Genomic DNA, 13,618 nt, shown 5'->3' with positions numbered 1-13,618 from the left:
GTTATGCGGCTAGGCGCAGCACCTCGGCGACGGCGTCCAACGACCGGTGAGGGTGCAAGCGGGTCAAGAAGGTGCGGGCGCGCTGCCGGGGACGGACGGAGCCGACTCCGGCCGAGAGATCGATGGCTCTGCCGATCACCTTCGCAGACTGCTCGATCTCCCCGGCGTCCAGATAGGCGTGGGCGAGCCAGGAGAGGTATAGCGCCTTGTCTCGGGCGTGTGCGTCGTCGAAGTCGGCAAGCGCGGCTTCAAGTTCGGGGACGGCACGCAGCGGGCGGCGCAGCTCCGTCCAGCAGCGCCCCCTCATGATCTGCAGCTCGCGCGCGTCGACCCATGATGCCCAATCGGGCCCCGGATCGTCGGTGCTGCCGTTGAGGGCCTCCTCTGTTTGAGCAAGCGCACGCTCCGTCTCTTTCGCCTCCCCGGCACGCGCATGAGCCCAGGCCCGGCGCTCGTACAGCAGACCACGGACGGTGGGCGGCACATCGGATCCCGCGGCATTGCACGATGCGACCGCGGTGGCCACTCCCGACGCTGCGCTACTGACCTGCTGGTATGCGAGGAAGGCAAGGGCATTCCCCTCAAGGGCCGTGTTCTTCGCCTCTCTGGCAGCCTCGTGCGCTCGCCGGTAGAGGGTGGATGCCTCCCGCTGGTCTCCAGCATCGAATGCGGCCCAACCCGCCTGCTGCGCCTGTTCGGCGACAACCGTGAGCAACTGCCGTCCGGTCGCCTCCGAGTAACTGGCGCGGCGCATGAGGCGCACCGTGTCGTCCAGCTCGGCGCGGTAGACGTGGCGTGTGTCTGCCCCGCCTAGAACGTCGTCCAGGCGGCGAAGCCGGGAAGAGCGCAACTGCAGATGCTCCACATCTCGACGCCCAAGACGAGACCCCGCCCCGCCCGCGGGGAGCATGCCGGCGACTCCTGCGAGTCCAGTTGCCGCGAGGAACCTCCTGCGCTGCACGTCGTCTCCTTCTTGATCGGCTGTTGCCGCCCTGCCGGGCCGAGGGGCATCTTTCGCCCTCAAATGATCAGGCAGAAGCAGCGGGTGACTCCCTTGACCGCTCGGTGCCTCATCCGGTTGCGCCTGCCCCCAAGGGCGTGGCGTCAAACCGACCAGGTGACCAGGAATGGCCAGTGCATCCGCAATGCGCGTGATCTTCTCGTAGGTGGTGATCGCGCCCTCGCCTCGGGCTAACTTCCCTACCCGCTCGGGCTTGATGTCGCAGGCATCGGCGATCTTCACGAAGCTGATTCCGCCCCATTGCCGAGCCAGCTTGAACACCTTGCCGAAATCATGGCATCGCAGCGCGGCCTGCACATCGGCACGGTTGAGGACGTGCGCCGGTAGAGCGGCTGGCGACATGCGGTCTGACATGCGATTTCCCCGCCATCTGTCTCTACGGAATCATCAGCCAATCCGTCCCCGGAGTGTACCCATCGTGGGTACCCCCCTCGCTGGGAATCGAGATCGATACCTGTCCTCCCATCCTGTTGGGCATGAGGACGACGGCGGCGACAGGCGACGGACACGGGGTGATGACATGGCAGCGGTGTGCGCCGCAGACGTTGGCGTTCATCTACGACCGGCACGCCACGTTGACGCCCGCTGCTCTGGACGAGCGTCTGGAGCGGTGCCGCCGGTACGCCGACGAGCGGGGTTGGGTGGTCGCGGGTGAGTGGGTGGACCGCGGTGACCGTGCGCTGACGGATGCGCCGCGGCCCCAGTGGGCTGCGCTCGCGTTGGCCATGCGGCAGGCCGCCGCAACCGCGGTGTGCCTGGTCGACTCGTGGGACCGGATCAGCAGGGACCGGGAGCGCCGCGCGGTCCTGTGCCGCGCTGTCCATCTGGCCCGCGGGTATTGCGTCACCACCGCGGGGGAGACGAACCGCGAGCTGGCCCTCGGGCGGACCATCGCCGCCGCGCCGTTGTCGCTGCGGGGGCGGCGGTGAGCACCGGTGAGCGGCCCATCGCGCCGCCGCCCCGGCTCCCCCCGGTGAACCGGCGGAAGAAGAAGCCCGAGCCGTTCAACCAAAGACCCGCGCTCGCGAGCCTGGGGGAGGCGCCGGACTGGCGCGGCTACCCGCCCGGTCGGCGGCGACCCTCAGGCACCTGATCTCCCGCTCTCGGGTCATGACCTGGCCCGGGAGCGGTGCCCGGCCTGTCGGACGGATGGCAGGGCGGGTGTCAGCCGGCGCGTTCATCGAGCTTGTACGCGCCGGCCGTACGACCCGGCCCGCCCCCGCGGGCCCGCACCGCAGCATCGATATGGAGGAGGTACGCACGATGATCACGGCCGATGATGGAGGGCACGGCGGCAACCCCGCCCCGATCCAGCCCCCGGCGCCGCCGCCCCCGCCGTCCCCGGACGGTGGTCCGCCCCCCGGTGACGGAGGCCACCGCAAGTGATGGACGAGAACTACGAGGTGCGGCCCGGCTGGGAGAAGCTGGGCCGCGCCCTGGTCGACTGCCGGGACATGACCTCCGACTGGGCGCCGGCGTGGGCCGCCGTCGACCGTGCTCGCTTTCTGCCAGATCGCATCTGGCCGCACAACCACATCACCGGCACGACCCGCGATGCCATCTCGCGCAGCATCGACCCGCGACTGTGGATCCACTACGCCGACAGCAACGCGGCGATCGTCACCCAGTGGGACGACGGTACGCACCCCGGCCGCGACCCCGGCACCGTGCCAACCAGCTCGGCGTCGCAGCCGTCGCTGGTGATGGCGATGCTCCGCGACATTGAGATCGCCGCGGGTATGCGGGTGCTGGAGATCGGCAGCGGCACCGGCTGGACCGCCGGCCTGCTCACGCACCGCCTCGGCAACAAGAACGTCGTCACCCTCGACATCGACGAGGACATCGCCGACGGCGCCAGGAGGCGGCTGTATGCGGCTGGGCTGCGCCCTGCCGTCGTGGCCCGTGACGGGCTGGCTGGTGATCCGGCCGGTGCGCCGTTCGACAGGATCATCGCCACGTGCGGGCTGCGCACCATCCCGTCCGCGTGGATCTCCCAGGTCAAGCCGGGCGGGATCATCCTGGCCCCGTGGGGCACCCCGTTCAGCAACCAGGACGCGCTGGTGAAGCTGACCGTGGCCGCCGACGGCAAGAGCGCCAGCGGCGACTTCCTGCGCCCGGTGGAGTTCATGAAGGCCCGCGCGCAACGCGACCGGTGGCCGGAGCACGCGGACTACGTGCCCGACCCCTGGCCCGACGACGTGCGCGAGTCGAGCACCGACCTAAGCCCCGACGACCTGACCACCGCCGCTTTCGTGCTCGGCCTCGTCGTGCCGGACGCGACGCACAACGTGACCCGCCGGCCCGACGACCGCGTCGACGCCTGGGTCTACAGCCTGGCCGAGGGTGACCCTTCCTGGGCCGCGGTGTCGTGGAGTTCGGACGGCAAGCCGGGCCGGGTCTGCCAGCACGGCAAGCGGGAGCTGTGGACGGAGGTCGAATTCGGCCTGGAATGGTGGAACAGCCAGGACCGTCCGCCCGTCGACTGCTTCGGCCTGACCGTCGACGCGACCGACGGCGAGCACCTGGTGTGGCTGGACCGCCCGGACCACGCTGTGCCCCGCATGGGGTGACCTGAACCGGCTTCCGCCCTCGTCTCTCCCATCTCATCCGAGTCGCCTTACGGCGCGCGCAGTGCGGCTCGATGAGAAGAACGAGGGCGGGGGTGGCCTGAAGGGTTCGCGTGCAGAGCGCTCTGGACGCGGAGGAGGGCGGGTGCGCCCTGCCGGTCCGGTCATCTCTGGGTCGGCGGGGCGGGCGGGCCGCCGAGTAAATCGGCTCTCCGGCGGCCTGCCCACCTCCACGGGCGTCGCGGTCGGCTGGTCGGCGGCGCCTGCGTATGTGATCGATACCCGAGACGAAAGTTCAGGCGGTTTCGGTGGGCAGGCCCGCCGCGGCCCAGTCCTCGATGCCCTCGCGGTACTTGCGGACGTCGGTGTAGCCGAGGGCGGTGAGCCGGTCGGCCACTTGTCCGCTGTTGGGGCAGGCCGGGTTGGAGCAGTAGGTGACGATCGGGGCGTCGCGGTCGGGGAGCAGCGCGGGTGCCCGGGCGTCCACGTCGGCCGGGACGAGCGGGAGGGCGCCGGGCAGGTGCTGCTTGGCGTAGTAGTCGCCGCCGAGGGCGTCGAGCACGGTCACCGTGCCCGCGTCCAGGGCCGTCTGCAGCTCTTCTCGGGTGATGAGTGCGGTCATGGCACTGCCTTTCAGGTTTCGGACTATAGTCCGCTTGTGCCTGACGACAATAACGGACCGCAGTCCGATTCTGCAACGCTGCTCGCACTGCTCCGCACCCCGCCGCCGAAGGAACAGGCGCGCTCGGCGCGCAACCGCGCGGCCGTGCTCGAAGCGGCCGGCCGGCTCTTCGCCGAACACGGGGTGGAGGCGGTGTCCATGGACCAGGTGGCGATGGAGGCCGGCGTCGGCAAAGGGACCCTGTACCGGCGCTTCGGCGACAAGTCGGGGCTGGCCGCCGCGCTGCTGGACGCCCGCGAGCGCGTCCTGCAAGAGGCGATCATGTTCGGCCCGGCGCCGCTGGGGCCGGGGCCGGGGCCGGCGGAGCCGGGGCCGGCGGCGGCGGCCGAGGAGCGGCTCGCGGCGTTCGTCGAGGCGTACGTGGACTACCTGCTGGAGAACCTGTCGCTGGTCCGCACCTCGGAGACCGCCGCGGTCGGCGCCCGCTACCGCATCGGCGCCTACCGGTTCTGGCACCGCCACCTCGCGATCCTGCTCGACGGCGCCCCGGACCCGGACCACGCCGCCCACGCCCTGCTCGCCGCCCTGGGCGCCGAACACGTCGCCGCGCTCCTCCCGGAACTCGGCGAGGAACGCATCCGGGCCGGCGTCGTCCGGCTGGCCCGCGCGGCGCTGCGGCGCCCCGCCCCGTAGCGCCACCGCGGCGCCGGCCCGACCCGCTGCCGGCCCGGCCCGCTGCCGGCCGACACCGACCCGGCCCCCGTCCGGGCCGCCGGGTCATAGGGTGGCGAACATGGATCCAGCAGACTTCTACACCGGAATCGTCGCCGAGCTGTACGGGCCGCTGAAGTCCGACGCCCCGGACCCCGAGCCGTACGCCGCCTTCGTCGAGGAGGCCGGCTCCCCCGCGCTGGAGCTGGGCTGCGGCGACGGCGAGCCGCTGCTCGAACTGCGCCGCCGCGGGCTGGACGTGGACGGCGTCGACTCGTCGTCCGACATGCTGAACCGGCTGCGCCGCCGCGCCGCCGCGGAGGACCTGCACGTCGCCGTGTTCCACCAGCGCATGGAGGCCCTGGACCTGCCCCGCCGGTACGCGGCGGTCTTCCTCGCCGGGCCGACGTTCAACCTGCTGCCCGACGACGCCAGCGCGCTGGCCGCCCTGCGCGCCATCCGCGCCCACCTCGCCGCGGGCGGCACCGCCCTCGTCCCCCTGCACCTGCCCGCGCCCACCCCGTCCGACGAGGTCGGCCGCGCCCGCACCGCCACCGCACCCGACGGCGCCGAGCTGCGGGTCCGCGTCGTCGCCGAGAACCGGGACGAGCACACCCGCACCCAGACGACGCTGCTGCGCTACGAGCGCTACCACCCCTCGGGCAGCAGCATCACCGAACGCCCGTGGGTGCTGCACTGGTACACCCGCGACGGCTTCGAGACCCTGGCCGCCGTCGCCGGCCTCGCCGTCACCGGGGTCACCGACCCCGAGGGCGGGCCCGCGCCCGCCGACGCGTACGACGTCCACGTACGGCTACGCGCCACGGGCTGACCCCGCCCCGCGCGCCCGCCCCCCGCGCCGGGGCCCGCGCCCGCGCCGGGCCCCGCGCCCGGCCCCGTGCCCGCCCCTGCGCCAGGTCCGCGCCGCATCCGGACTAATTCACCCGCGTGTTGACGCCCGCTCGCGGCCGGTCCGACGCTGACCCGTATGCCCCCGACGACGTTCCGCAGACCCTCGCGCCGCAGCGTCCTGCGCGGCGCCTCCGCCGCCGGACTGACGGCGGTCGTCGCCCCCGCGCTCGCGCGCGGGGGCGCCGCCGCCTCAGACCCGCCGCCGCCCAACGTCATCATCGTGTCCGTCGACGACCTCGGCTGGCGCGACTTCGGCTCGTACGGCAACACCTTCAACGAGACCCCGCACCTCGACCGCCTCGCGCGCGAAGGGATCCGCTTCACCCGCGCATACTCCGCCGCGCCGCTGTGCTCCCCGACCCGCGCCGCGCTCATGACCGGGCTGTACCCGGCCCGTACCGGCATCACCGACTTCCTCCGCGAGGCGCCGGCGGCGAGCAACAAGTTCCTCTCCCCCGACGTCCCGACCGTCCCCGACTTCCTCGGCCCGTACGGGTACACCACCGGGCTGATCGGCAAGTGGCACCTCACCGAGACCTACAGCGGCGAGTACACCGAGCGGCCCGGCAACCCCTTCGCCCACGGCCTGGACGAGGCCATTGCCTCCGAGCGGCTGTACATCGCGGGCGGCGATTACTTCCACCCGTACAGCTTCATGCCCGACCTGCCGGCCCGCCGGCCCGGCGAGTACCTCACCGACCGGCTCGCGGACGAGGCCGTCGACTTCGTCGGCCGCCACCGCGACCGGCCGTTCTTCCTGCACGTCTCCAACTACGCCGTGCACACCGCGCTGGCCGCGAAGCCGGAGCTGGTCGCCAAGTACGAGGCGAAGCCCGGGGCCGGCGAGCCGCCGAACCAGCCGGTGCTGGCCGCGATGCTGGAGAGCATCGACGACCAGGTCGGCCGGATCGTCGCCGCGCTGGCGGAGCACGGGCTGGCCGAACGCACGCTGATCCTCGTCACGTCCGACAACGGCAGCCCCTTCCGGGACGCGACCGCGCCGCTGCGCGGCGGGAAGAGCGAGCTGTACGAGGGCGGGATCCGGGTCCCGCTGATCGCGTACTGGCCGGGCCGGGTGCCTCCGGGGCGTACGGACGCCACGCCCGTCTCCACGATCGACGTGCTCCCGACGGCGCTGGACCTCGCCGGCGACGGGCGGCGCGAACCCGCGGGCGGTCCTGCCGCGCGCTTCGACGGTACGAGCCTCGCCCCCCTGCTCACCGGCAGCGGCCCGCTCCGCCGCGACACCCTCTTCTGGGTGTACCCGCACTTCAACCAGGACCGCCACCCCCACGCCGCCGTCCGGCACGGCGAGTTCAAGCTGGTCCGCCGGCTCCGCGACGGCACCGGCGAGCTGTACCACGTCGGCCGCGACCCCGGGGAGACCGACGACCTCGCCGGCCGTCACCCCGCCAGGCTCCGCGAGCTGAACGCCCTGCTGGACGACCACCTTGCGGACGTCGCCCTGCTCCCGCCCCCGCCGGACGCGGGAGCGTATCCCGTGGTCGAACTGGACGAGCCGTTCGACACCGACCTCGCGCGCTTCACCGTCCAGCCCGTCCCGCCGGGCTCGTTCCTGGGCACCGCCGAGGCCGGCGGCGGCAGGCTGACGGTGACCACGCAGTCGCCGACCCACCTGCTGTTCCTCTCCGGCACCGCCCCGCGCACGGACACCTTCGCGCTGGTGCTGGACACCGGCTCGTTCGCGGGTACGGGTGGCCAGGACACCGTCTTCGTCGGCCTCGCCAAGGACGCCGACAACTACCTGCTGTTCCGGCACCACAACGGACTGCGGCGGGCCGGCTGGGACCTGTGCGTCGACGGCAGCCTGATCACCGTCGGCATGGAGCCGCTGGACAACCTCGACGGCACGGTGGACCTCTCCCGCCCCGGCTCCCGCTACGCCATGGTGGTCCGCGGCCGGGTCGCCACGGCGTACGTGGACCAGGGTGCGGGCTGGGAGTTCCTGTTCACGGCGGACGCGGGCGGGGTGCTGGACCTGACGGACCCCGAGGTGCGTGCGTCGTACCGCTACGCGGCGAGCGTGCGCCTGGACAGCGGCACGATCACACTGAACGGCCTCCACGCCGCCAGCCGCCCGTAACGGTGAGCGCCCTGGGGTGCCGGAGGACTGTCCGGCACCCCAGGGCCGTACGTCACCGTACGTGCCCGTCTGGATCGCCGGGATCGTCCGCCTCCGGAGCGGTGAACCGGCGACCTGACCCGGCGGCGTACCCACCGTCACCCAAAGGGGCGTATCGTGACAGAAGGGGATGCATCCGACTTTCCATAGAGAGGAGGCAGCAACCATGTCGTATCCGCAACGCACCACCGACATGACCTCGCACCCCGACGTGGGCGAGATGCGAGAGCGTTTCGATCGCACGACGGCCGGAAGTGGTGTGGTTGCCCTCGAAGGTCTGATCCTGCTCGCCGGCTTGTACGCCGCGATTTCCGCCTGGGTCGTGCACTTCACGGGGAACACCAACCTTGCCATCAACAACCTCATCGTCGGCATCGCCATCGGTCTGCTCGGACTCGGGCTTGCCCTCGTCCCGGAGCGGACGTCCGGCCTGGCCTGGCTGGCCGTGCCCCTCGGCGCCTGGCTCGTGATCTCCCCCTGGGTGGTCACCACCGCGAACACCGCATCCGACGGCGCCATCTGGAGCAACGTCTGCGTCGGCGGCGCCACGGCCCTGCTGGGGCTGCTCGCCATGGGTCTGACCGTGCGATTCCGCCAGAAGAAGGCGGAGGGGTGAGGCCGGACACGCACATCGTTGCACCGCCCGGGCCGGGTCGACCGGGGTACGCCCCCGGGGACGACCCGGTGCCGGGCGGTGTGCGACGGCGGAGGTGAGGTGAGGACCGGAACGACCGCATCGCTCAACTGACCGCATCGCTCAACTGACTGCGCCCGCGCGGCGGACACCGCCCCGGATGGGGACAGCCCCCGGGCCGATACCCCCACCAGCCCCATCGCCGCCGCCCGGCGCTTGGCGCAGGCTCGTCGCGTACGGGAACGGCGAGACGGGCGAGCCGCGCGAGAGCGCAGGGGGCACGGGTGACGCGGGTGACGCGGGTACAGCGGGTGCTGGTGACGGCGGCGACGGCGCTGGCGGTGGCCGCCGGCTCGGTGGTCGCCCTACCGGCGGCGGGCGGGGCAGACCGGGCGGACGGGGCGGGCGCGGCGGGCGGGCCCGGCCGGATGCAGGAGCGGCTGGACGGGCTCGTGGCCGAGGGCGCGGTCGGCGTGCTCGTGGAGGTGCACGACGGGCGGCGCGTGTGGCGGGGCACCAGCGGCGTCGCCGAGCGCGGCACGTCGCGACCGGTCCCGGCCCGCGGGCGGTTCCGGGCCGGCAGCATCATGAAGACGTTCCTCGCCACCGTCGTCCTGCAGCTCGTCGACGAAGGCCGGCTGCGGCTGGACGACCCGGTCGAGGCATGGCTGCCCGGCGCCGTACCGGACGGCCGCCGCATCACCCTGCGGCACCTGCTGGGCCACACCAGCGGGCTGTACGACTACAAGCGCACCCTGACCGTGCCGCCGGACCCGGCATTCCTCGACTCCCGGTGGCGGACCTGGACCCCCGCCGAGCAGGTCCGGCGCGCCGTCGCCCACCCGCCGACCTCGACACCGCCCGGCACGGCCTACGCGTACTCCAACACCGGCTACGTCCTCCTCGGCCAGATCGTCCAGGAGGCCACCGGCCGCTCGTACGCCCGGGAGATCGGGCGCCGGATCATCCGGCCGCTGCGGCTGCGCGGCACCTCGCTGCCGGGGACGTACCCGCGCATCCGCGGGGCGCACCCGCGCGGCTACGTCCCGATCGCGCCGGACAGCGGCGGGACCCGGCTGGTCGACGTCACGGAGATGAACCCGTCGATGCTCGGCGCCGGCGGCGAGATGATCTCCACGGCCCGTGACCTCGACCGGTTCTTCGCCGCGCTGCTCGGCGGGCGGCTGCTGCCGGACCGGCTGCTCGCCGAGATGCGGACGCCGTCGTCCGCGGACGGGCGGTACGGGCTGGGGCTGACCTGGCAGGACACCGAGTGCGGAAGCACGGTATACGGCAACGACGGCGACGCCCTGGCGTACCAGAGCTGGTCGTTCACGACGGCGGACCTGCGCCGCCGGGTGACGGTCGCGGTCACGCCGGACCACAGGGCGGACCTGGACGACTCCGTGGACGCCCTGCTGGACGAGGTCTTCTGCGGCTGACCGGCGGCGCGGGGCGGGCGCGCTCAGGCGCGCGCGGGGCGGTCGTCGTCAGCCGTCGTCATCAGCGCGCGCAGCCCGTTGCGCAGCATCTCGCTGCCGACGTCCTTGAACAGCGCCCGCTGCGGGCCGGCTCGCCGCTGAGGGCGCGGCCGAGCCCGTCGGTTGCTCCGGCGAGAACGATGACCTGCTCAGGCACGTGGCTACTCCTTGCCGTGGTGTTCGGTGAGCAGGTGCTGGAGGGCGGCGACGTCGTCCTCGTAGAGGAGGCGCTCGGTGGCGAGGATGCGGTACCAGATCAGGCCGAACACCACGTCGGCCGCGAAGGCGGTGGTGAGGTGGGCGGGCTTGTCGCCGCGTGCCGAGGCCCGCTCGACGATGGATTCCAGGGCGGCTCTGCGCTTCTTCATGAAGCCGTCCTGGAAGCGGCGGCGGAAGTCCGGATCTCGCTGCGCCTCGCTCATCAGGGTGCGCAGTACGGCAACCACCCCCGGCTGCGCCATCAAGGCGGCGGAATCACGTAGGAACACGGCCAGCTCTGTTTCGAATGAGCCCTGGTCCGCGGTGGAGACCTTCAGATCGGCCTTGACGGCCAGGGCCTCCAGCAGGACGTCCGGCTTCGTCGGCCACCAGCGGTAGACGGTTTGCTTGCCCGCCCCGGCGCGGGCGGCGATGCCCTCGATGGTGACGGCCTGGTAGTCGACCTCGGTCGTGAGCTCGTACGCGGCGGTGAGGATCGCGAGCCTGGTGTGCTCGCTGCGCTTCCGGCCGCGGGCCGGGGTCTTGGCGCTGGTCATGGGCCTGAGCCTACCCATTTCGAGACGCGACGTCTAGGAGACGTGGTACTCTTCGAGACGTCACGTCTCGAAATAGGGAGTCACCATGCCCACCACGCTCGTCATCGGCGGAACGTCAGGGGTCGGCCTGGCCACGGCCCGGCACCTGGCCGCCAAGGGAGACGATGTCCACATCGCCGGACGCAACGAGGAGCGGATGCTTGCGGCGAAGGCCGCTGTCGGCGGCCGAGTCCACGGTCACGTCCTGAATGCCGCCGACGCCGGGGCGGTCACGGCGCTCGCGGCCCAGATCGCACCGATCCAGCGCCTGATCATCACCCTCAGCGGCAACCGCGGGGCGGGCCCGTTCGTAGAGTTGCCCCTCGACGTCCTGCGACAGGCATTCGAAGAGAAGTACTGGCCCACGCTCACCGCGCTCCAGGCCAGCCGCGCTCACCTCGCCGAGGAGGCGTCGGTCACCCTCGTCGGGGCGGTCACCGCCCGGGCCGCCATGCCCGGCACGGCCGGCCTCGGCTCGCTCAACGCCGCCCTCGAAGGGCTCGTCCAGCCGCTGGCCGCCGAACTCGCGCCCATCCGGATAAACGCCGTCTCCCCGGGCTACGTCGACACCCCGTGGTGGGACGGACTCGGCGCCGAGGAACGAACCACCCTCTTCACGCAGGCAGCCGCTTCCCTGCCCACCAAGCGCATCGCCACCGCCGACGACATCGCCGAGGCCGTCGTCCTGCTGGCCACCAACCCCAACATCACCGGCACCACCCTCGAAACGGACGGCGGCGCCCGCCTCACCGCCTGACGCCTCTGCCCCTCCTGCCGAGCCGCCGGCCCCGTCGGGCCCGGGAGGCAGCCGCGTCGAAATCAGATGACGACCCGCACCTGTAGCTGGGGCGCGACCGGCTGGTCGTGCCCCAGCTCCGCACTCCACAAGGAGCGCGGCCCTACGACCTGCCGTCGATCTCCCACCTGCGTCGCAGGGTGCACCGCCCACGCCCTCTGGGCGCAGGGGGAGTCCGGCAACGTTCACCGGGTTCCGGCTCGGGGATTGTCAGGAGGGGGCGTGGGCTGGGATGCGCTGCGCGTGGGTTGGCGGGCCGCTGCCCACCACCCCGCCGCCAGGGCCGTCATCGCCAGCGAGGCCCCGACCGTGACGGCGAATCCGCCGTCCGCGCCGACCGCATCCACGGTGCGCCCGGCCACCGCGGCGGCGGCCGCGGAACCCGCGGCGCTTGCCGAGTTGAGCCAGGTCAGTGCCCGAGTCAGGGCGGCGCGGTGGACGCCCGCCTCCGTAAGCACCGAGAACAGCACCAGGGTCGGCGGGATCATCCCCTCCGCGACCACCGCCGCCCCGGCCAGTTGCACCGGGGACCCGGCAAACAGCAGCAGTGCACAGCCGGCCGCCAACACCGCTGTGGTCACTGGAAGCTGGGCCAACGGCGCGGCCCGCCACCGGCGCAACCCGTACAGCCATCCGGCGAGCAGCCCGCTTAGGCTCCCGGCTGCGAAGACCGCCGGAGCGGTGGCGGCGGCGCCGCGCTCCACGAGAAAGGCCGTCATGGAGACTCCGATGGCACCGAAGTGCACGCCGATGGCAAGGTTCATCGCGACCACCATCGCGAACCCGGGGCGCAGCAGGGTACGCCCGGCACGGCCGCGCTCCGCCGCGTCGGCGACGGTCGGGGGCGCGGTGCGGCGCTGAACGGCCAGGGCCAGGCCGCCCACGGTGATCAGTGTGGCGGCCAGGACGGTGGCGGCGGTGGGCCGCCCGAGCGCGCCGAGCGTGCTGACCAGCACCGGGCCGACCAGGAAGGCGGTGCTGTTGGCCAGCGATTCGAGCGAGAAGGCGGTGGGCAGCGCCTCCGGACCCGGCCCTCCAGCCTCCTCTTTCCGCAGCAGCGTCGTCCACCGTGCCGCGGACAACGCCCCCAACTGCGGCACGGCGGCCCCCGCCAGCGCGCCGCAGGCGACCGGTACCCACCGTGGCGCGGCCCCCGGCACCGTCAGCAGCGCGCCCACCGCCACGGCATGCGCCAGCACGGCCGGCGGCAGCACCCGAACCTGCCCGAACCGGTCGATCAGCCGAGCCAGTTGCGGTCCGGCCAGCGCCTCGGTGATGGCGAAGGCCCCGGTGACGGTGCCGGCCGCGGCATAGGACCCGGTCCGGTGGTGCACCAGCCAGACCAGGCCCATGCCGGTCATGGCGATACCGATGCGGCCGACGGCCGCGGTGAAGAAGAAGGCAGCGGCCCCGCGCATGCGCAGCAGCCCCCGATACCCCGGCCGAGCCGGGGATGCGGTGTTCACGAATATCCCGGAATTCTCCGGCCGGCAGGGGCGGACCGCAGCGGGGTCGCCGGCGCCCGGCCGGTGCAGGAAGGCTGCACCGGGAAGAGTGCGACCCGCGATCGACGCCCGGAGCCTTTCCACCTCGGGTACGGCGCGGGGACACGCGCGGCCGCACCGGCTCCGTCACCGTCCGGTTGCGTACTTGTCAGCGGCGGTCCGGGCGAGCGCCCGGACGGTAGGAGTTTAAGGCGAGCGATCGCGCCCCGTCAGGGCGCATCCACGGCACCACTCGGTGCGCCGCCGGCCGGCGAGGGTCAGGTGAGCGGGCCGAGTTGGGCGGTCACGACGTCCGCGGGTGCTGCGCGGTACCGCGCAGCACGGCGTCGCAGGACCGCGCGCCGGGGCTCGTTGACGTGTACGCGATGTGATCATACGCTCCACGCGTCGGCCGGACCGCGCCCGCCACGTGTGCTTCTCCTCCGGTGCGCG

At 72.8% G+C, this 13,618-nt stretch carries 12 protein-coding genes; 8 read left to right on the top strand and 4 right to left on the bottom strand.

Annotated elements, in window-relative coordinates; genetic code table 11:
• Window position 1: 1 nt before the first annotated feature.
• Complete coding sequence (locus T328_RS30680; protein WP_496499488.1) at window positions 2-1,375, bottom strand: NsdA family TPR-like regulatory protein; 1,374 nt, start codon at window positions 1,373-1,375, stop codon at window positions 2-4.
• A 122-nt stretch (window positions 1,376-1,497) separates the two neighbouring features.
• Here T328_RS30680 and T328_RS30675 point away from each other — a divergent pair, with 122 nt between their 5' ends.
• Together T328_RS30675 and T328_RS30670 are read left to right on the top strand one after the other, a co-directional pair.
• Window positions 1,498-1,950 (top strand): recombinase family protein, encoded by a 453-nt coding sequence (locus T328_RS30675; RefSeq protein ID WP_496499487.1) that lies wholly within the window; start codon window positions 1,498-1,500, stop codon window positions 1,948-1,950.
• A 456-nt stretch (window positions 1,951-2,406) separates the two neighbouring features.
• Window positions 2,407-3,591 carry a methyltransferase domain-containing protein gene (locus tag T328_RS30670; protein WP_496499486.1) on the top strand — a complete coding sequence of 395 codons (1,185 nt, stop codon included), beginning with the start codon at window positions 2,407-2,409 and terminating at the stop codon, window positions 3,589-3,591.
• 292 nt (window positions 3,592-3,883) lie between these two features.
• On the opposite strand, the gene T328_RS30665 is transcribed toward T328_RS30670, so the two are convergent.
• Window positions 3,884-4,210: a rhodanese-like domain-containing protein gene (locus T328_RS30665; RefSeq protein WP_496499485.1), complete on the bottom strand. Its 327-nt coding sequence runs from the start codon at window positions 4,208-4,210 to the stop codon at window positions 3,884-3,886.
• A gap of 36 nt (window positions 4,211-4,246) precedes the next feature.
• On the opposite strand from T328_RS30665, the gene T328_RS30660 reads away from it, so the two are divergent.
• The 5 genes from T328_RS30660 to T328_RS30640 all read left to right on the top strand — a co-directional run bounded on the left by T328_RS30660 (window position 4,247) and on the right by T328_RS30640 (window position 10,052).
• Window positions 4,247-4,903: a TetR/AcrR family transcriptional regulator gene (locus tag T328_RS30660; RefSeq protein ID WP_496499484.1), complete on the top strand. Its 657-nt coding sequence runs from the start codon at window positions 4,247-4,249 to the stop codon at window positions 4,901-4,903.
• A gap of 100 nt (window positions 4,904-5,003) precedes the next feature.
• Entirely contained in the window at window positions 5,004-5,753 is a 750-nt protein-coding gene (locus T328_RS30655) for a class I SAM-dependent methyltransferase (RefSeq protein ID WP_496499483.1), read from the top strand.
• 156 nt (window positions 5,754-5,909) lie between these two features.
• Complete coding sequence (locus T328_RS30650; protein WP_496499482.1) at window positions 5,910-7,937, top strand: sulfatase; 2,028 nt, start codon at window positions 5,910-5,912, stop codon at window positions 7,935-7,937.
• Between the two features lie 205 nt (window positions 7,938-8,142).
• Entirely contained in the window at window positions 8,143-8,592 is a 450-nt protein-coding gene (locus tag T328_RS30645) for an SPW repeat protein (RefSeq protein ID WP_496499481.1), read from the top strand.
• A gap of 311 nt (window positions 8,593-8,903) precedes the next feature.
• Window positions 8,904-10,052 (top strand): serine hydrolase domain-containing protein, encoded by a 1,149-nt coding sequence (locus tag T328_RS30640; protein ID WP_496499480.1) that lies wholly within the window; start codon window positions 8,904-8,906, stop codon window positions 10,050-10,052.
• Between the two features lie 200 nt (window positions 10,053-10,252).
• On the opposite strand, the gene T328_RS30635 is transcribed toward T328_RS30640, so the two are convergent.
• The gene (locus tag T328_RS30635) at window positions 10,253-10,846 is read right to left on the bottom strand and encodes a TetR/AcrR family transcriptional regulator (protein ID WP_496499479.1); all 594 of its coding nucleotides are present in this window, start codon (window positions 10,844-10,846) and stop codon (window positions 10,253-10,255) included.
• 85 nt (window positions 10,847-10,931) lie between these two features.
• On the opposite strand from T328_RS30635, the gene T328_RS30630 reads away from it, so the two are divergent.
• On the top strand, window positions 10,932-11,642 hold the full coding sequence (locus tag T328_RS30630) for an SDR family oxidoreductase (protein WP_496499478.1): 711 nt from the start codon (window positions 10,932-10,934) through the stop codon (window positions 11,640-11,642).
• Between the two features lie 224 nt (window positions 11,643-11,866).
• Here T328_RS30630 and T328_RS30625 read toward each other — a convergent pair whose 3' ends face one another.
• Entirely contained in the window at window positions 11,867-13,147 is a 1,281-nt protein-coding gene (locus tag T328_RS30625; RefSeq protein ID WP_496499477.1) for an MFS transporter, read from the bottom strand.
• Window positions 13,148-13,618: the final 471 nt, after the last annotated feature.

The organism is Streptomyces sp. CNX435, assembly GCF_059570575.1.
The sequence above is the reverse complement of the archived record's forward strand: the minus strand, read 5'-3'. Positions and strand labels throughout refer to the sequence as shown.